Origin of the sequence: Weissella fangxianensis (assembly GCF_024718545.1) — a bacterium.
Lineage (GTDB): Bacteria > Bacillota > Bacilli > Lactobacillales > Lactobacillaceae > Weissella > Weissella fangxianensis.
The window spans coordinates 46,679-63,738 of record NZ_JAMXDB010000005.1; the positions used below are offsets into that span (position 1 = coordinate 46,679).

Below are 17,060 nucleotides of genomic sequence, written 5' to 3' on the forward strand. Positions count from 1 at the left end.
ACGTACACTCCCATCGACAAACAGTAGTGTACGTGCATTCCAATATTAACAAAACTCAGTTTCCTGCGCTTTTATTTAACGTATCTAGTATACCAGACCTGGATATGTCGGTAAACTATCTATATTTTTTACATGAAAGGTTAGGTTTAAACTAATATGGCAAGTATTTATAGACGCAACAAAGGTTGGGCTGCCAGTATATCTGTAAAAACTGATACAGGGTTCAAGACAAAAACCAAATCTGGTTTTAAAACGAAGTCAAATGCCAAAGCGTGGGCAACCAAAATGGAAGCTGAAAAACAAACCCATGGTGTTAGCATGGCAAAAGATCAACCGTTAGCTGATTATTTTCATAGCTGGTACACGGTGTATAAGAAAGATAAAGCCCCTGCCACCTACAAGTGGTATGCACACATTGAGACATACCTGCGACAATATCTGCCAGCAGTCACATTGCAGGGTCTCACACGTCCTATTGCACAAAAGTTTCTTAATACATTAGGCGAAAAGTATGCCACGGCTACAGTCAGAAAAACACGTTCACTACTCCATGAGGCGATTAAATCAGCTATCTATGATGAGTTGATTTTCAAGGATCCAATGAATGGTTTGAATGCGATTGGTAAAGATGGAAAATCAGCAGAATTAAAATTTCTTGAGGAGCCACAAATGAAAGCCTTAGTAAACTACATTCAAGAAATTCCCCTATCTGAACGTGTTGACTCTGACGAGATGATTTTACTAGCACTAAATACTGGTGCACGCTATGAAGAGTTAGCAGGTCTTACTTGGTCGGATATTAAAGCTGGCGCAATTGACATTAACAAAGCATGGGATCAGTTTGAAAGGAACATCAAGGAACCTAAAACCAGAGCTTCACGGCGAACTGTTAGTGTACCGCAAAATTTACTAAATGATTTATTTAGTTGGAAACCGTCTCATAGCTCCGCTGACTTCGTTTTTGGCGATAAACGACCGATTACAAGTGCCAGCGCAAACAAACGCTTAAAACGGTTATTAGAGCTTACTCACTCACCTAAAATTATTTCATTCCACGGATTGCGACATACCCACGCCAGCTGGTTGTTATCTCATGGAGTTGACATTCAATATGTTTCTGCTCGTTTAGGACATCAATCTGTTTCAATGACGCTAAAAGTTTACACTCACATGCTTGATAGAACACGCTCAATCGAGGATGAACACTCGGTTTCTCTGCTAGAAAACTTGCAGTAAATGCGCAGTAAATCGGCAGTAAATTTCATGATTTCCGTTGATATTTAATGATATTTGATGACACTCAAAAGGATCCTTAAAGCTAAAGAAAACCCTTGATACATCAACGTTTAAGCTGGTATATCAAGGGTTATCAATGATTTATTAAAATGTACCTAAATGCAACTGGTGGGACTCGAACCCACAACCGCTCGGGTAGAAACCGAGTGCACTATCCAGTTGTGCTACAGTTGCATATCAAATAGATGGAACGAATATGCATCCGCCTCATCTATTGTACGTTTATTTGCATAATGAATCAAGCATAGTTGTCATTAAAATTATTCTGGATTGCTTTATGGAGATCAGCTTGCGAAATACCTAACTCCACTAAACCTAATTTCAAGAATGACCGCCAAGCATGCGAAAAGTCTGCTTGACGTTTTTGATGATAACTGTTTAACAACATCGTCTTAATGCCCATAAATTGATGAGCTAAATGCCGTTGTGGAAAACGACCAAATTGTGCAATATCTTCATCAGTCATAACCATTAAATGCGTCCACTGTTGTCGCAAACTAATCGTCAAAAACTGAACAAATGCTTGACTATACAAAGCTAACACTTCTTGTTCATCTTGCCGTGGTTGCTTACCAGGGACATTTAATAATACCGATTGCGTTTTGAATGTCAACTCACTTAAACTGACATCTAAGTTAAGATAGTCATTCAATAAAATTTGTTTCGGACCAATTGGTGTTTCCCATTGTGCACTAACTCCGTGCATCATGTCCCTAGTTTGTCGCAAATATTTTGCAATATCTAACTCCGTCATACGACTAAGGCTCCTCTGCAGGCGCTACTGATTGTGGCGACAAAACTTCTGGTTGCACAGCCGCTGCTTTAGCTTCAGCCTCACGGGCTTCAACCTCTTGTAAGTTCTGATCGAAAACCAATGGTTCACTTTCAACTTCAATGAATTGTCGCTCAACAAGATACCAAGCACCAATAAAATCATAATCCAACAATACATCTAACCACGACACGCTGTCTTTACCATCAATGACTTGGAAATGCCACCGTTGCGCATCATTTGCCGTTGCATCATTAACATAAAAGACACGAACTTCAACATTATTTTCCAAAACTAATCCAGCACCATTAGGAATTGCTTGTAAGAAGTAATCTGAATCGGCGGATAAGACGAATAAACGATCCAATATGCCTGCAGGCATCTCCTTTTGGCGTAGCGGATATAGAAAGTCATCTGTCGTTTCCAAAATATTGTAATCAACTTGATAACCAAACGTAGCTGCCATATAACGACCAAAATTAGTTAACAACGTAACCAATGGTCGAATACGGGCAACGGTCGTTTTCTTTCGAAAATTCTCAACTAACAAATCTGTAATTGATTCAGCATTGAAAAAGATTTGCTTACGAGTTAGTGACCAATAGAATAACCGCTTATTAGTTCCTAATTCTTTAAAGTAGGCTCCACCATTTTGATCATGGTTTACTTCAAATTGGAAAGTTGCTGGTATATCTAACTCTGGAAATACCAATGTTAATTCTTCACGTTCGGCTGGCGTCAAGATATCATAATCAGTAACGGTAGCAAAACTCAAGAAACGATCAAGAGCTAACATATACCAATCTGCCTGTGAGTATTGACGTGGCACAACGACCCATTCTGTATCTAAAGTTGCTGTGGTTAATTGTTGTGCTAATAAATGAACTTTGTTTGGATCAGTCGCATTTGCTAATTCATTGACTTGTGCCAGCAATTGTTGAATTCGGCCAATATCATCTGCCAAAATTTTGACATATGAATCAACACGCTTTTGTAGGTGCTCAGTCATCTTAAACACCTCCTTCTTCAGCTGCTGCAGCTAAACTACCAACATAATTTTCGTATAAACTACCAACTGCTTGTTGGAATTCATCAAATGTACCAAATGTATCGGTAATTGCCCGTTGCTCATAAATTAAAATCGTATCTTCTTTAGAATAATTCAAAATCTGCGTATTATTTTCAGCAATCAAGGCTGGCACTGTTTGCGCCTTCGCATCAGCTGAATCGAGCTGCTTTAAACGTTCCTTCAAAACTTCACGTTGCTCAGACTGACCACGATTACCAAATAAGCCACCACGTTCTTCAGATGATGACAATTGCGCCAAAAGTTGCGTACGTTCAGCATCACGTTGGTTTTGTTCATCCACGACTTTTTGCAAGGTTTCATTCGCACGCGTCGTATCTTCAATTACTTGTGAATTATAACGTTGACCATGTGCTGATAGTTCAACTGCTTTCTCTAATTTTTCATACTCATCATCATTAAAAATAAATTTAACCGCCAAGGGATCTAGAATACCAAAATGGCGACGATCCCACCAGTTTCCAAAGTACAGCTGGAAAACACCTAGTTGGGTTTCTTCATAATAAAAGAAAGGAAATTTTTCAGACAAATAGTTGATTAACTTTTGTCCTAGATGATGACTTAATTCATCTTTCATATCGTCTACCAAAACTGCCAATGGGCGATTTGTTTCTGTTTCAGACTTTTGACGTACTTTTAAATCATACTTTTGGCTATCTAATAACTCATATATCTGTCGGTCGTCCCCCGCAACAACCGCTGATTGAATACTAGTTAAATAATCTAGTTTCGTCTGCAACTTTTGTTGTAACACGGATTGATTCGACGGTAAATCTGTCTGAATGTATGGCGTACTTTCCATCTCAACCCCTCCTATTTTTATAATAATTGATAAATTGATTAAATTTAGCTATTAAAATAATAGCCTACTACTATCATACAACCTAAACTTAAAAAACAGCGTAACTTGTGTACAAGTTAGCGCTGTTTTTATAAGTTTTTAACAATTTTAGTACTGTTCTAGATAAGTATCAATTTCCCACTGCGAAACTTCACGACGGTAGGCTTGATACTCAAGACGTTTAGCATCGATAAATGTACGTCCCATATGCTTACCAAGGGCTGCCATAACAATTTCGTCTTCTTCTAGCTTATTAACTGCTTCGAATAGCGTATCAGGTAGGTCGGTAATACCAGCACGACGGCGCTCCGCTTCATCCATCAAATAGATGTTACGATCCACTGCATGTTTTGGTTCTAACTTATGCTCAATACCATCTAACCCTGCTCCCAAGATAGCAGCGAATGCCAAATATGGATTTGCTGTAGGATCAACAGAACGTAATTCGAGACGGGTAGAGTTACCACGTGATGATGGCACACGAACCATAGGTGAACGATTTGAACCTGACCAAGCAATATAAACAGGTGCTTCATAACCAGGTGTTAGACGCTTATATGAATTAACTGTTGGATTAGTAATAGCCGTATAGTTAGCCGCATGTGCTAAGATACCACCCAAGAAGTGGTATGCCGTATCAGATAATTGCAACTCACCGTTTTCATCATAGAAAACATTACCATCATCAGTGAACAAAGACATGTTAACGTGCATACCATTACCATTGATACCTGAAATTGGCTTTGGTAAGAAGGTTGCATACAAACCATGCTTACGTGCAATGGTCTTAACAATCATCTTAAATGTTTGAATATTATCAGCAGCATCTAATGCATCAGCATATTTAAAGTCAACCTCATGCTGACCTGGTGCAACTTCGTGGTGCGCAGCTTCTACTTCAAAGCCCATCTTTTCCATTTCAAGCACGATTTCACGACGAGTGTTTTCTCCCATGTCTAATGGTGCTAAATCAAAATAGCCACCCTTATCATTTAGGTTCATCGTTGGCTTACCATTTTGATCCATCTTCAACAAGAAAAACTCAGGCTCAGTACCCAGGTTAAACTTTGTATAACCATCAGCTTCCATTTGCTTCAAAACACGCTTTAAGTTATTACGTGGATCTCCTTCAAATGGCTCACGATCCGCTGTATAAATATCGGCAATTAGACGAGCAACTTTACCACCATGTTCGTCAGTTGCCCATGGGAAAATCATAAATGTGTCTAAATCCGGATAAAGGTACATATCTGATTCTTCAATACGCACAAACCCTTCGATGGATGAGCCATCAAACATTAGTTTGTTAGCTAAAACCTTCTCTAATTGAGATACTGGCACCTCAACGTTCTTAATGTTGCCAAATACGTCTGAAAATTGTAAACGTAAAAACTCAACTTTTTCATCAGCAATTTTCTGTCGAATATCATCTTTTGTGTATGCTCTACGTGCCATCGTTCAATTCTCCTTTATACTATAAAAACACTCTTAAAATTTTTGTTTTCCGTTAAGCCGTCCGATATTTAACAACTCATCAGCTAACATATGACGTAAACTTTCCTCCGAAGGTTCTTTCGTATGCTTTCTTTGTTGCTTTTGGTCAACTTCATGAATCTCAGCAACGGTATACCCAGCATCCAAATATTCAGCAATTTGGAGCAAACGATCGACATCGTCCAATGAAAAACGACGCTGTTTACCTGCCCCTCTTTGAGGCTCAATCAACCCTTGCTGGTCATAATAACGTACTTGACGATCTGACAAACCTGTTAATTCCCGCACAACGCTCATTGGTAAGACAGCTAAATCACGTCGTAATTCTCGTTCACTCATATCACTGACCTCCCTATGACTAGCATATTACCACGCTCGTGCGCGTTGGTGATCATCAATGTCACCTATTCTAACATGAAGTCAGTTAATTGGTCTATGATTTGGTCTAACTGCGCTGGTTGTTGTACTAAGTCATACCAGTGAATATCATGGAACTGGTTGTTAAACCAAGTCATTTGGCGTTTCGCATAACGACGTGAGGCCCGTTTTAATTTTACCACTGCCTCGTCATAAGTGGCAGTGCCATTAAGATATCCAAATAATTCTTTATAACCAATGGCACGTTTAGCCGTGCTCTCATCAGGTAGGTGGTAAACTAGTTTCGCTTCATCCAAAATACCTGACGCCATCATGTTATCGACCCGTTGATTGATGCGTTCATACAACAATGGACGATCTGTTGTTAAACCGATAATCAGGGCATCATATTGACGGTTAGGTTCAGGTTGTAACGATGAAAAAGGCTGTCCAGTATGAGTACTAACTAATAACGCTCGTACTAAACGCCGAATTTGTCCTGGTAAAATGCGCGTTTCACTTACTGAATCAACTTTTTTTAGAGCATCTCGGAGAACCTGTTCTCCCTCCGTATGAGCAACTGTTGTCCAATGTTGCACAAAATCAGGATCATCAATATCCGGTGTCTGTGCTAAAGGCCGGTCTCCCAATAAAGCTTGTACGTAAAACCCAGTTCCCCCAACTAATATTGGCAGTTTTCCACGACTGCTAATATCAGCAATTGCTTCTTGTGCCGCCGTCACAAACTTTGCTGCTGAATAATTTTCATCGGCATCGGCAATGTCAATTAAGTGATGTGGGACTGCTGCTTGTTCCACCGACGTTGCCTTAGCTGTCCCAATATTTAAGCCACGATAAATTTGCATTGAATCACCGGATACGATTTCACCATCAAACTTTTGGGCTAATTTGATGGACAATGCTGTCTTCCCAACAGCGGTCGGACCGACAATAACAACAATTTTTTGCATAATTAATTCTATTTCCTTTTTCGATACTTCAGTGCTTGTTTGATATCATCAGTAATAATGGCCGAAACATTGAGATGCATCAATAGTCCCGTCACACTTGGACGGTTGATCGTCCACCAATAGGTTGGCAACCACCATGGTGATAATAGTCGTAAGGGAGCATAACGATAATCTAAGTTGACTTGTTGAATAATTTTATCTTTTGCTAATCGCCAGCAAAGTCGGTTGGGATAATGTCGCAAATAGCCAATTGGTATGCGCTTATCTAATGCCCGCCATTCACGCAATGGTTGCTCCCAAAATGATTGCAACATCAGTTGATTCGATACCCCAGCAGCTTGCAACTGCTTGTATAGCTCTTTTGCGCCGTCACGACCCTTTAATTCAATCAACAAAAAGCCATCGTAGTGCGATGCTTTGATTAAGGCCAGAAAATCCTTAAAAGTTGGTAAATTCTTGGTTTCTTCTGCGTTTATATCGTGCTTTAAAACCAACCGCTGGTTAGCCAGTTGGACATCAAGTTCTAAGCCCTCGGCGTCCATATCGATTGCCCGTTGAAAGGCGGCCAAAGAGTTTTCTTTTGTGCCACGATCATGGACACCACGGTGGGCAATAATAGTTTTTTTTGGTAAATGCATTTTAACACCTCTATTTATTAAATGCTGTTAAATATGTTAAAATAGTTATAGTAAAAGTTTGGAGGATCATCGTATGAAAAAATTTGGGGTCGGCGTCCTTACCGGCGTTGCAAGTACCGTTGCAGCCGCAGCAACAGCTGCTGTCACTTTCCACAAGGTTGCCGTTAAACCGGTTATCGATGAAGAAGAAAAATTCGAAGAAACTGAGCGTAAGTCTGCTCGCAAAGCTGCCCAATCACACGGTAGCCGTTTCTAATAACTACATGATAACAAAAAACCAGCTAAATGGTGTATTAACCTTTGATTGATAAGATTAATGCATCATCGAGCTGGTTTTATTTTTATTGATTAGACTTTACTTTACCCTTGTAATCAGCAAAGCCATTTTTCAAGACATACACTTGATCGTAGCCATCTTTTTTCAAGATATTTGCCATACGAGCAGCAACTTGCATATTTTCATCATACAAAAAGACTGGCTTGTCTTTACGAAGAGCCGCATGATTTTCTTTCAACATCACATATTGAATATTACGTGCGCCAAAAACATGTTTTGATCTAAACTTGGCTGGTTCACGGATATCAACGATGTCATAGCCGTGACTTTGTGACTCAAAGTCCTCAGATAAAAGTACAGTAGCAGATTTCTTTAACAAACTGTTTGTCCACAACTTGTTACCAACATACCACAAAAACCAAAGTAAAATAATCGTAAATAGCGTTATCCACATGCTATAATTCCCCATTTCTTAACTCATACTTATCACATCATATCAAAAATTCCATCAGAAATCTTTTCTAAAAATATAATTAATACATTTTTACACAAAAAGCCTGAGACATTTACTTTTGTCCCAGGCCTTTCTGCTTTAAATTACTGCTCATTTATTATTTAAGGGTAATAATTAATGGATGAATGTCAAACCTGAAGCAGAAATTGTACGTGTATGATAAGCCATACCTGCATAATTACCTTCAGAAATTGTGATTGAATCACCATTAACTGAGTCAACGACAGCAACGTGTCCCAAAGCACCAGCACCTTGAGAACCTGCACCAAAGACAACTACTGAACCAGTTGATGGTTGACCATCAACTGTACGTCCGGCAGCAGCGGCAGATGCGCCCCATCCAGAAGCATTTCCCCAGTTGTTACCAACCCATGATAGCGCATTTTTAACAAACCATGTGCATTGTCCGGCTGGGTATGAATTACCAGCTGTACTGTAAGTTGGTGCAGCGTGTGTTGCCGTTAACACAGTAGTTGGTTGTACTGTTGATGTCGCAGCAGTCTTTTCTACTTTTTGAGTTTGTGTATCTGCTTTTTGAGCTTGAGTGTCGGCACTCTTAGCAGTGGCTTCAGCATTGACCTTAGTGTCATCAGCCTTAGGTGCAACATTTGTGTTAGTTGCTGTGGCTGCTGAAGCGTCTAACTTCAAAGTTTCGCCAACATGGATTGAATTAACGTCTGACACACCATTGGCAGATGCAATTTCGTCAACTGATAAATCTGTTGCAGAAGCAATTGTTGAAAGTGTATCACCTGATTGAACAGTGTATTCCTTACCAGCTGTTAGCAAAACTGATTTAACATCATCAACAGTCTTTGCACGCCATGAAGCATGTGTATCATTACTGTCATTTGTTTCATCAGCAGAAACAGTCGTAGTTTGTGTCATAGGCAAAATTGCAGCGGCAGCAGCAGTAGCAGCGGCAATAAGCCAACCCTTGTTTGAACGTTGTACATTTGAAGTCATTTGTTTATTCCCCTTGATTTGTGATTGCTCTCTCAGCGATGTTTTTATAATAGCAAACTGATTTAACATCCGAGTTACATTGATATAACAGTATTTTAATAAAAATTTAGGGTTTTCCTGTTATTCACAAATTTACTTATTCACAAAAATGTTGATACACCAACGTTTCCAAACAAATTTTAAAGACTTCATTAAGAATAATATGTCTTCTTTACAAAAAAATAATTTGTAACAAAATGTTACAAATTATCCAAAGTTTTTTTTAATTTTCAGCTTGTGCTTGCAATGCCAAAGAAGCAGCACCATAAGCACCAGCATCATTACCTAATTCAGCTAGTTTCAATTCCGTCACATGACGTGTCATCTTGAAAGCAAAATCATTGAAATTCTTCTTTACTCGAGTAAGTAAGAAATCACCTGCTGCTGACACACCGCCACCAATAACGATTGCTGATGGGTTCAACAAATTAGCAATATTTGCCGTTGCCAAGCCAAGGTAAAATGCCACCTTATCAACGACTTCATTAGCTAGGTAATCACCTTCCTTAGCGAGATCAAACACTATTTTTGATGTTATTTCTTCACCATTTGACACCATCGCTTTTAACTTTGAATCACCAGCATAAGCATCAGCATAATCATGTGCTAAGTGAACGACCCCAGTAGCAGATGCATATTGCTCTAAGCAACCATAGTTACCACAAGTACACTGGTACCCACCAGGCTCAACGATCATATGTCCAACTTCACCAGCAGCACCCTTAGCCCCATGAATCATTTTTCCTTCATTGACTAAGCCACCACCAACGCCTGTGCCAAGCGTCACAAAGACAACTTCCGGTTGATTGTTACCAGCACCACGCCATTGCTCACCTAATGCGGCTGCATTGGCATCATTATCAACTGCGACCGGGAACCCTAAGCCAGTCTCTAAATCGGCCTTAACATTTTGTGATTCTTTCCAATTCAGGTTAAAGGCACCTTGGACGGTACCGTCTTTTTCATTAACAGTTCCTGGCGTTCCCATACCAACACCAATAATACGTTCTTTATCTAATTGATACAGATCAAGATGATAGTTAATTGAATCAATAATATCAGGAACAATGTGACTACCCTCATCAAGGATATTGGTTTGAATAGACCATTTTTGTTGAATATCACCAGTTGCAGTCATAATTGCAAACTTAATTGTGGTACCACCTAAATCAATCCCGATTAATTTATCTTTCGCCATGACTTAAAACCTCTTTTTCAAAAAAATATTATAAAATCTCCAACGCTTTCAAGACCATTATACCGGTAACGCAGACATTATACAATAGGTTTGTGAAACCGTTTACAAATTATTTTGTTGATTCAATCCCTTGGCGTCGTTCTTCCATCTCATGCTCATGGGTTAATACTAATTTCACTTGCGCATATCTTTTGTTTTCTAGTAAGCCCGCCTTATATAAATTATCAACTTCAATGGCGGCCAATTCAATGTCCCACAAACGGTTACCCAAGTGAATGTAAATATCGTATTTTTTCAGTAATTGTAAAACATCTAAAAAAGTTTTCATGTTTCTTACTCCTCAATTTAGCGAATGCTTAAACCGACTGTTAGTAGAATGCCAATATAAACGATCAGCGCCAACGCAGCCACTATGACTTGTTTATTTGATGCCTGACTTTTTTTCAACAAAAGTGGTGCAAGTAAAAAGCCCCCAGCTAAGCCACCAATATGGGCACTAATTGCAATATTCGATCCACCAATAACAGGTATTAAGGACAGTATAACAAATAAGCCTAACGTCTTCGCTTGCGCTAACCAAAATCCCTGTTTGTCCAACAATCCCATTAGAAAAATCATCCCAAACAAACCAAAAATTCCACCGGAAGCACCAGCAGATATTGCATTAGCGGATCCAAAGGCTAGTGAATTCAAACTACCCAGTCCAACAGCAGCTATGTAGCCGATCAAATATCGCACACTGCCAAAATATTGTTCTAATAGTCGGCCAACATAATACAGTGTAATCATATTAAGCACCAAATGCATTAGCGTTACATGGAGAAAGCCTGCGGTAATCACCCGCCACCACTGGCCCATGTACACAACTGCCGGTTTAAACATTGCCCCTAGTTGATAGAGCGCGGGAGTTGATACCGCCATTTGACCACTGATGATGACTTCGCCAATAAAAATGACGACCATTAATATAATTAGTGAAACAGTTATTGGTGCTTGTTGCCAACTTATTTTAAAATTTCTCATTTGGATTCCTTATCTAATACAATTACCTGATCAACGAGCTGATCTGTTGCTTCAACTGACCAAGTTGGTTGTTCATATAAATTTTTTGTAATGGTTGTGGCAACCTTGGTTGCGGTAGTCTTTGGTAGCCAACGATCATAATAACCACCACCAAAACCAATTCGATCACCAGTTGGTGTAAAAGCAAGTCCCGGGACCAAAACAAAATCAACGTCATCTGGTGAAACAACTCGACCACCAACCGGCTCCAACATACCAAATTTATGGCGAGCATAAACTGTATCTTGGTCGATTGTTGTAAATTCCATCTGTCGTTGTGGTAACACTCGCGGTAAGACGACTGTTTTGTTTTGCAATAATGCAATTTGAATTAATAATTCAGTGGATAACTCTTCATCTTGTGACATCGTTAACGCAACTACTTGTGCCTGCTCCCAAGTTGACAAAGCCGTCACCTTTTTGACCATGTTTTGCATCAGGTAAGTTTGCATCATTTCAGTCATCCCCGCCAAGTTAGCTAAAGCCTGCTCGCGAATTACTAGTTTTGTTGTCATATTTCCTCCATACAATAAAAGCACCAAATGTTATCCCGCTCTTAATGATTGGTTGTCATTTGGTGCTTCCATTATAAACTATTTTTTAGCTGATCCTGAATCTTGCACATCTTTCCAATATGCCTTATAAATATCTTTCGCAATCTTCTGATTAACATTTTCATCTGACTGATTAACCCCTGGTACAACAATTGCCATGGCAACGTCAGAATTAGGGACAAATGAAATTAGCGAACTAGTTAATGTTGATTGACCATTCGTAAAGGTTTCCGCCGTACCAGTTTTAGCAGAAACTGCCGGCTTGATATCCTTTAGACCAGTTCCAGTTGCATACTTTGAACTACTATGAACAACATCATTCATACCATCCCAAATCATTTGACGCTGTGCTGATGTCCAGTTAACTGTTCCCATCACTTCTGACGGAATAGTTGTGGTGATTTTGTTTTTATCACGATCACGCGTTGTAATTGACTGGACGATGTGTGGACGAATACGGTAACCACCATTCGCAATCGTTGCGACATATTGCGCAAGTTGCATCGTGGTATACGTATCATATTGTCCAAATGACTCATCCAAGGCTTTACCAATATCCGAACGAGAAGTCTCACCACGAATTCCAGTAATTTCACCAGGCAAATCAATTCCTGTTTTAACACCTAGACCAAAGCGCGAGAAACCATCACGCATTGTCTGGAAGACACTGGTTGGTAGTGTTGACAATGACATACCGTCATAATAATTTAAGCCACCTAATTTCAGCATCACTTGCATGACATACGTATTGGATGACATCATCAAGGCTTGATCCGCTGTTAGCGGCATATTACCACTACCATTTTGGTTCCACCACGATGTCTTAGCAGACGTACCCGCCACCTTAATTGGCTGATCAGTCAATGTACTATTTTGTGGTGTAATAACATTATTCATAAAGCCAGTTGTTATCGTAGCAGGCTTAACAACCGAACCAACAACATTAGCTTGATTAACCGTTGACAAAGCATCCGAGGTTACTGAACCCGTTGACGAATCACGGTTTACCCCAGCACTGGCATAAACACCACCCGTTTTCGGATTCAACACAACTGCATAAGCACCAGTCGTATTACCACCAGGAAGCTTATCCTTCAACACTTGTTCGACATCATTTTGGAATTTATTATTGATCGTCAAATTCAAGTTACCACCAGCTTGACCCGAGTAAAGTGTTTCTTCATTGGTCTTATCGTTATTACCTGATGTTACCTTGACGCGCCCCTTAGACCCTTTCAACGTATCTTCATATTGCTTTTCTAGATATGATGTTCCAACAATATCATCTCGTGAATAACCCTTAGTTAATAGCTCATTAACTGAGTCAGATGGCAAGCCACTCTTTGAGGTCGATGTGCCTCCGACCAACGATTTAATATTCCCACCACCCGGATAATCACGCGTATAGTAAATACCGACACGCACGCCTGGCATCTTAGACTGACGTTCACCGATGTTAGCAATCTCTGACTGCTTCACGTCGTCTTCTTTAAGATAAACCGTTGATAATGAATAGGCATTAGACATCTTTTGGAAAATCAATGCGCGATTCTTTTGGTCATCAGTTAAAGTAAACTTAGCTTGGTGTTTTTCAATATAATTTGTCAATGCATCAACATAAGCATCAGTTCCTGGTGCTGCATTCGTACCAGAAGCCTTCACAACTGCTTTAGCGTGCTTTGGAGACTGAATATAATATTTGGCAAAATTAGCAGCCGATAATTCCTCAGAACTTGTGTCGATCGTGACATATTTACCAACTTGATTGGCAATTTTATACATCTGCTTATCAGTAATTGTACGTGGCTTGGTATATGTAATGGCCTGTGAACCTTTGTTCGTCACCAATACCTTACCAGTACTATCATAAATTAGTCCACGTTGCACATTGGTCTTTTCAATGCTGGATTCAGCGCTAGTTACCTCTGTTTTATATTTGGCACTATCCGTGATTTGTAAATCAACCAATCGCCATCCTAATGCTACTAGCATTAAAATCACAATACCCATTAAAACATTTAGCCGAACTGGTATCCGCGACATTGAACCTTTTCTGGTTTTACGACGGCCACCACGGCGCTTAGGAGATCGCATAATCTAAACCCTTTCCTTCACATTCTCTAGTCTACCCATTGTAGCATAAATCATAACGACCAAGCCTTAATAGAACAACCGGATTTTTAAAAACTCTCTAACAATTGATTATAAATCATAGTCGAGTGCCTGTCATTTTTATGTTTTAATAGTAATAATTGAAATTAACTTGGAGAACTACTATGTTTAAAAATATTAATCCCCTCAAATGGCGGACATCAACCAAAGCCCTTTGGATGAGTTTTCTATTACCTATGGCGATTATGCTGGCTTATTTTGCTAGCCGTCATATGGCACCATTCGGATCAAGTTCCATCCTGACCGTGGATCTCGGCCAACAATACATTGACTTTTATGCTGGCTTTCGGCAAACAATTTTGCACGATCCTTTACGTATCTTTTATGATTTTTCCAAAGGATTAGGTGGTGAAACATATGGAGACTGGGCCTATTATTTATTAAGTCCAACAAATTTTTTATTGCTGCCCTTTTCAAATGTCCACTTACCAGCTGCTATCCTGCTGCTGACCGTATTAAAATATGGTCTGGCCGGCTGGAGTTTCGCCTTTGCGATTCGTAAACTGCATTGGCAAATCGGTTGGCGCCTCCCCTTATTTGCCATTTCTTATGCTTTTATGGGTTGGTTTGTTGCCAATGATTTGAATTTACTCTGGCTAGATGCCGCGATTCTCTTACCACTGATTGTCACTGGTTTAGAAAACTATCTCACTCATGAAAAAGGCTGGCCGTTCATAGTAACCTTAACAGCTGTCATTATCATCAATTATTATATGGCTTACATGATTGGTGTTTTCCTCATCCTCTACTTCATCTGGCGCTTGACTTGGCAACCATACCGTTGGCGACAACGGTTAACCATGTTACGCCGGTTCTTGCTAGGTGGAATTGTCAGTATCGGTTTAGCAACGCTCGTTTGGTTACCAACCGCTTATACTTTAATGAACAGTAAAGGGCAACACATGTTGTCTAACCTAAATTGGCAGTTTGAGTATCAACCAACCGATATCTTAGGCAAACTTTTCCTAGGAACATTTAATTTTGAACAAATGCCCAGCGGTTTACCGAATATTTTTATTGGTAGCTTGCCAATCATCATTCTTTGGTTCTTCTTCACACTCAGAAATATTCGCTGGCAAACGCGTTTCGTCGCATTTGTTGTTACTGCCATCCTAGTTATTTCAATGATGTATGCGCCATTAAATCTCTTATGGCATGGTTTCCAATTTCCAGTTTGGTATCCTTACCGGTTTTCTTATCTATTTAGCTTTTGGATCTTATGGTTGGTGGCTTCAGTCTGGTCACCATACTTACGACTTTCTTGGTACCAATTTTTAACCTTGTTAATTCTTGCTGGCAGCGTCTTTATCTATTTGTTCTCTCGGATTGGCGACTTGAACTTTATTACAGCTGCGCAATTATACATTGGTGGCGGTTTCTTTCTTGTCCTACTTCTACTCCATATTTTACCTGCGAAAATTAAGTTTTGGTTACCAACCGTGACCTTACTTGTTATTGGTGAAATGACGACCAGTACAGTCTGGACACTTAATAACTTTAGTTACCTCACAAATACAGAATATCAGACATATATTCGCAGCCTTAACAACATAACAAAGCATTTACCCAAGAGTAGTACTGACTTTTATCGTGTCGCACAGTCTTTCCAACGAACAAAGGGTGATCCATTACAAGGTAATTACCGTGGTGCCTCAACTTTTAGTTCTGCATTAGAGCACCAACAAAGTGATATCATGGCAGCCTTCGGACAACCTGAGGGCGACAATTATATTGCCTATTCAAGTGGTACGCTAATGACCGACTCATTGTTGGGGATGCGTTATCTACTACAACCCACTGGTAATCAGCCAACCGTTAGTGGTACGCCAACGAATATGCAAACCTATTCACGTTCTGATACAAACGGTACTTATCAGTTGGTCAATCAAACAAAACAGGCAATTTTGTCTCAAAATCCCAATGCATTGCCACTAGGATTCGCTGCCAGTGATAATGTCCGCAATGTCAAGTTCAAAGAAAATGACCCTTTGCGAAATCAAAATACTTTATGGGGCAGTTTGAACGGCTATAATCAACAAGATATTTTTACAAGTGCTAACTTTTCTAAATCAAGTGCAAGTAATTTGAATGCACCTGCAACCATTACAGGGGCTTACTTAACTAAGCAAAACAAAAATGAAGGCGGCTCGTTAACGTTAACTTATGTGCCAACGTCAAATAACCCATACTATCTAACCCTTGGTAATGCTGTGACGAATGACAACTTAGAAATCCAATTGAATGGACAACCATTGCCGGCTATTCCAAGCCACCGTCATACGATTATTGCGCCACTACCAGCGCATGCTAAGGGACAATCGCAAGAAGTAACTTTTTCATTGAAAAAGAAAGACGTTTGGTTACAAAATGTTTCGCTATATCAAGGTAATCAACGCCAAATAAATCAACAGGCCAAAACATTGCAGCAGCATCCTTATAAGATCAAAAAACAATCACCCATTAAAATCAGCGGTGACATCACGATGCCCAAAAAGGATAGCATGATGATGACAACCATTCCTAAGTCGTCTGGTTGGCAAGTTTATGTTGACGGCAAGAAAACAAGTACTGTCACGGTCGGGAAATTCTTCATCGGGGTTCCTCTTGAATCTGGTAAACATCAAGTAACCTTTAAATTCAAAACCCCACTTTTCAAAATTGGTGCCATTGTCTCGCTTGGTTTTCTACTGATTATCCTTGGATTTAAATGGTCTGAAAGCCAGAAAAGACGGCACACATTGCTTTAAAACCCTGAAAGCTCTTTACACACGTATATCCACGTGGTAATGTAAATCTTGAAACTTTGGGGATACCATTAGTCT

At 39.7% G+C, this 17,060-nt stretch carries 17 protein-coding genes and 1 tRNA gene; 3 read left to right on the top strand and 15 right to left on the bottom strand.

Features of this window, described 5'->3' with window-relative positions; genetic code table 11:
* Positions 1-156: 156 nt before the first annotated feature.
* Positions 157-1,236 (top strand): site-specific integrase, encoded by a 1,080-nt coding sequence (locus tag NGR58_RS02760; RefSeq protein WP_258088158.1) that lies wholly within the window; start codon positions 157-159, stop codon positions 1,234-1,236.
* Between the two features lie 160 nt (positions 1,237-1,396).
* On the opposite strand, the gene NGR58_RS02765 is transcribed toward NGR58_RS02760, so the two are convergent.
* From NGR58_RS02765 to NGR58_RS02800, 8 genes are all read right to left on the bottom strand, one after another.
* A tRNA-Arg gene (locus NGR58_RS02765) sits at positions 1,397-1,470 on the bottom strand.
* A gap of 64 nt (positions 1,471-1,534) precedes the next feature.
* On the bottom strand, positions 1,535-2,050 hold the full coding sequence (locus tag NGR58_RS02770) for a dUTPase (RefSeq protein ID WP_258088159.1): 516 nt from the start codon (positions 2,048-2,050) through the stop codon (positions 1,535-1,537).
* 4 nt (positions 2,051-2,054) lie between these two features.
* On the bottom strand, positions 2,055-3,077 hold the full coding sequence (locus NGR58_RS02775) for a hypothetical protein (RefSeq protein WP_258088160.1): 1,023 nt from the start codon (positions 3,075-3,077) through the stop codon (positions 2,055-2,057).
* A 1-nt stretch (position 3,078) separates the two neighbouring features.
* Positions 3,079-3,957 carry a hypothetical protein gene (locus NGR58_RS02780; RefSeq protein ID WP_258088161.1) on the bottom strand — a complete coding sequence of 293 codons (879 nt, stop codon included), beginning with the start codon at positions 3,955-3,957 and terminating at the stop codon, positions 3,079-3,081.
* 147 nt (positions 3,958-4,104) lie between these two features.
* On the bottom strand, positions 4,105-5,451 hold the full coding sequence (glnA, locus tag NGR58_RS02785; protein WP_258088162.1) for a type I glutamate--ammonia ligase: 1,347 nt from the start codon (positions 5,449-5,451) through the stop codon (positions 4,105-4,107).
* A gap of 33 nt (positions 5,452-5,484) precedes the next feature.
* Positions 5,485-5,829 carry a MerR family transcriptional regulator gene (locus tag NGR58_RS02790; RefSeq protein ID WP_075270170.1) on the bottom strand — a complete coding sequence of 115 codons (345 nt, stop codon included), beginning with the start codon at positions 5,827-5,829 and terminating at the stop codon, positions 5,485-5,487.
* 65 nt (positions 5,830-5,894) lie between these two features.
* Positions 5,895-6,818, bottom strand: a complete 924-nt coding sequence (gene miaA, locus NGR58_RS02795) for a tRNA (adenosine(37)-N6)-dimethylallyltransferase MiaA (RefSeq protein ID WP_258088163.1) — start codon at positions 6,816-6,818, stop codon at positions 5,895-5,897.
* Between the two features lie 8 nt (positions 6,819-6,826).
* Positions 6,827-7,456 carry a glycerophosphodiester phosphodiesterase gene (locus NGR58_RS02800; protein WP_258088164.1) on the bottom strand — a complete coding sequence of 210 codons (630 nt, stop codon included), beginning with the start codon at positions 7,454-7,456 and terminating at the stop codon, positions 6,827-6,829.
* 73 nt (positions 7,457-7,529) lie between these two features.
* On the opposite strand from NGR58_RS02800, the gene NGR58_RS02805 reads away from it, so the two are divergent.
* On the top strand, positions 7,530-7,712 hold the full coding sequence (locus tag NGR58_RS02805; protein WP_075270173.1) for a DUF3042 family protein: 183 nt from the start codon (positions 7,530-7,532) through the stop codon (positions 7,710-7,712).
* An 85-nt stretch (positions 7,713-7,797) separates the two neighbouring features.
* On the opposite strand, the gene NGR58_RS02810 is transcribed toward NGR58_RS02805, so the two are convergent.
* The 7 genes from NGR58_RS02810 to NGR58_RS02840 form a co-directional block, all read right to left on the bottom strand.
* Positions 7,798-8,187, bottom strand: a complete 390-nt coding sequence (locus NGR58_RS02810; protein WP_258088165.1) for a rhodanese-like domain-containing protein — start codon at positions 8,185-8,187, stop codon at positions 7,798-7,800.
* Positions 8,188-8,361: 174 nt separating this feature from the next.
* The gene (locus NGR58_RS02815) at positions 8,362-9,213 is read right to left on the bottom strand and encodes a CHAP domain-containing protein (protein ID WP_258088166.1); all 852 of its coding nucleotides are present in this window, start codon (positions 9,211-9,213) and stop codon (positions 8,362-8,364) included.
* Positions 9,214-9,475: 262 nt separating this feature from the next.
* Positions 9,476-10,450, bottom strand: a complete 975-nt coding sequence (locus NGR58_RS02820) for an ROK family glucokinase (protein WP_258088167.1) — start codon at positions 10,448-10,450, stop codon at positions 9,476-9,478.
* A gap of 109 nt (positions 10,451-10,559) precedes the next feature.
* Positions 10,560-10,778 carry a YqgQ family protein gene (locus NGR58_RS02825; RefSeq protein ID WP_075270177.1) on the bottom strand — a complete coding sequence of 73 codons (219 nt, stop codon included), beginning with the start codon at positions 10,776-10,778 and terminating at the stop codon, positions 10,560-10,562.
* Positions 10,779-10,795: 17 nt separating this feature from the next.
* The gene (locus tag NGR58_RS02830; protein WP_258088168.1) at positions 10,796-11,473 is read right to left on the bottom strand and encodes a rhomboid family intramembrane serine protease; all 678 of its coding nucleotides are present in this window, start codon (positions 11,471-11,473) and stop codon (positions 10,796-10,798) included.
* A complete protein-coding gene (locus tag NGR58_RS02835; RefSeq protein WP_258088169.1) occupies positions 11,470-12,027 on the bottom strand; it encodes a 5-formyltetrahydrofolate cyclo-ligase in 558 nt (185 codons plus the stop codon). Before NGR58_RS02835 ends, NGR58_RS02830 begins: the two co-directional genes overlap by 4 nt.
* Before the next feature lie 78 nt (positions 12,028-12,105).
* A complete protein-coding gene (locus NGR58_RS02840; RefSeq protein WP_258088170.1) occupies positions 12,106-14,160 on the bottom strand; it encodes a peptidoglycan D,D-transpeptidase FtsI family protein in 2,055 nt (684 codons plus the stop codon).
* Between the two features lie 182 nt (positions 14,161-14,342).
* Here NGR58_RS02840 and NGR58_RS02845 point away from each other — a divergent pair, with 182 nt between their 5' ends.
* Positions 14,343-16,985, top strand: a complete 2,643-nt coding sequence (locus NGR58_RS02845) for a YfhO family protein (RefSeq protein WP_258088171.1) — start codon at positions 14,343-14,345, stop codon at positions 16,983-16,985.
* The last annotated feature ends 75 nt before the right edge of the window (positions 16,986-17,060 follow it).

What these genes read in the sequence shown, in the direction of transcription:
- NGR58_RS02760 (WP_258088158.1), top strand. Translation starts at nt 157, where the DNA reads ATGGCAAGTATTTATAGACGCAACAAAGGTTGGGCTGCCAGTATATCT.
- NGR58_RS02770 (WP_258088159.1), bottom strand. Translation starts at nt 2,050, where the DNA reads ATGACGGAGTTAGATATTGCAAAATATTTGCGACAAACTAGGGACATG.
- NGR58_RS02775 (WP_258088160.1), bottom strand. Translation starts at nt 3,077, where the DNA reads ATGACTGAGCACCTACAAAAGCGTGTTGATTCATATGTCAAAATTTTG.
- NGR58_RS02780 (WP_258088161.1), bottom strand. Translation starts at nt 3,957, where the DNA reads ATGGAAAGTACGCCATACATTCAGACAGATTTACCGTCGAATCAATCC.
- glnA (WP_258088162.1), bottom strand. Translation starts at nt 5,451, where the DNA reads ATGGCACGTAGAGCATACACAAAAGATGATATTCGACAGAAAATTGCT.
- NGR58_RS02790 (WP_075270170.1), bottom strand. Translation starts at nt 5,829, where the DNA reads ATGAGTGAACGAGAATTACGACGTGATTTAGCTGTCTTACCAATGAGC.
- miaA (WP_258088163.1), bottom strand. Translation starts at nt 6,818, where the DNA reads ATGCAAAAAATTGTTGTTATTGTCGGTCCGACCGCTGTTGGGAAGACA.
- NGR58_RS02800 (WP_258088164.1), bottom strand. Translation starts at nt 7,456, where the DNA reads ATGCATTTACCAAAAAAAACTATTATTGCCCACCGTGGTGTCCATGAT.
- NGR58_RS02805 (WP_075270173.1), top strand. Translation starts at nt 7,530, where the DNA reads ATGAAAAAATTTGGGGTCGGCGTCCTTACCGGCGTTGCAAGTACCGTT.
- NGR58_RS02810 (WP_258088165.1), bottom strand. Translation starts at nt 8,187, where the DNA reads ATGTGGATAACGCTATTTACGATTATTTTACTTTGGTTTTTGTGGTAT.
- NGR58_RS02815 (WP_258088166.1), bottom strand. Translation starts at nt 9,213, where the DNA reads ATGACTTCAAATGTACAACGTTCAAACAAGGGTTGGCTTATTGCCGCT.
- NGR58_RS02820 (WP_258088167.1), bottom strand. Translation starts at nt 10,450, where the DNA reads ATGGCGAAAGATAAATTAATCGGGATTGATTTAGGTGGTACCACAATT.
- NGR58_RS02825 (WP_075270177.1), bottom strand. Translation starts at nt 10,778, where the DNA reads ATGAAAACTTTTTTAGATGTTTTACAATTACTGAAAAAATACGATATT.
- NGR58_RS02830 (WP_258088168.1), bottom strand. Translation starts at nt 11,473, where the DNA reads ATGAGAAATTTTAAAATAAGTTGGCAACAAGCACCAATAACTGTTTCA.
- NGR58_RS02835 (WP_258088169.1), bottom strand. Translation starts at nt 12,027, where the DNA reads ATGACAACAAAACTAGTAATTCGCGAGCAGGCTTTAGCTAACTTGGCG.
- NGR58_RS02840 (WP_258088170.1), bottom strand. Translation starts at nt 14,160, where the DNA reads ATGCGATCTCCTAAGCGCCGTGGTGGCCGTCGTAAAACCAGAAAAGGT.
- NGR58_RS02845 (WP_258088171.1), top strand. Translation starts at nt 14,343, where the DNA reads ATGTTTAAAAATATTAATCCCCTCAAATGGCGGACATCAACCAAAGCC.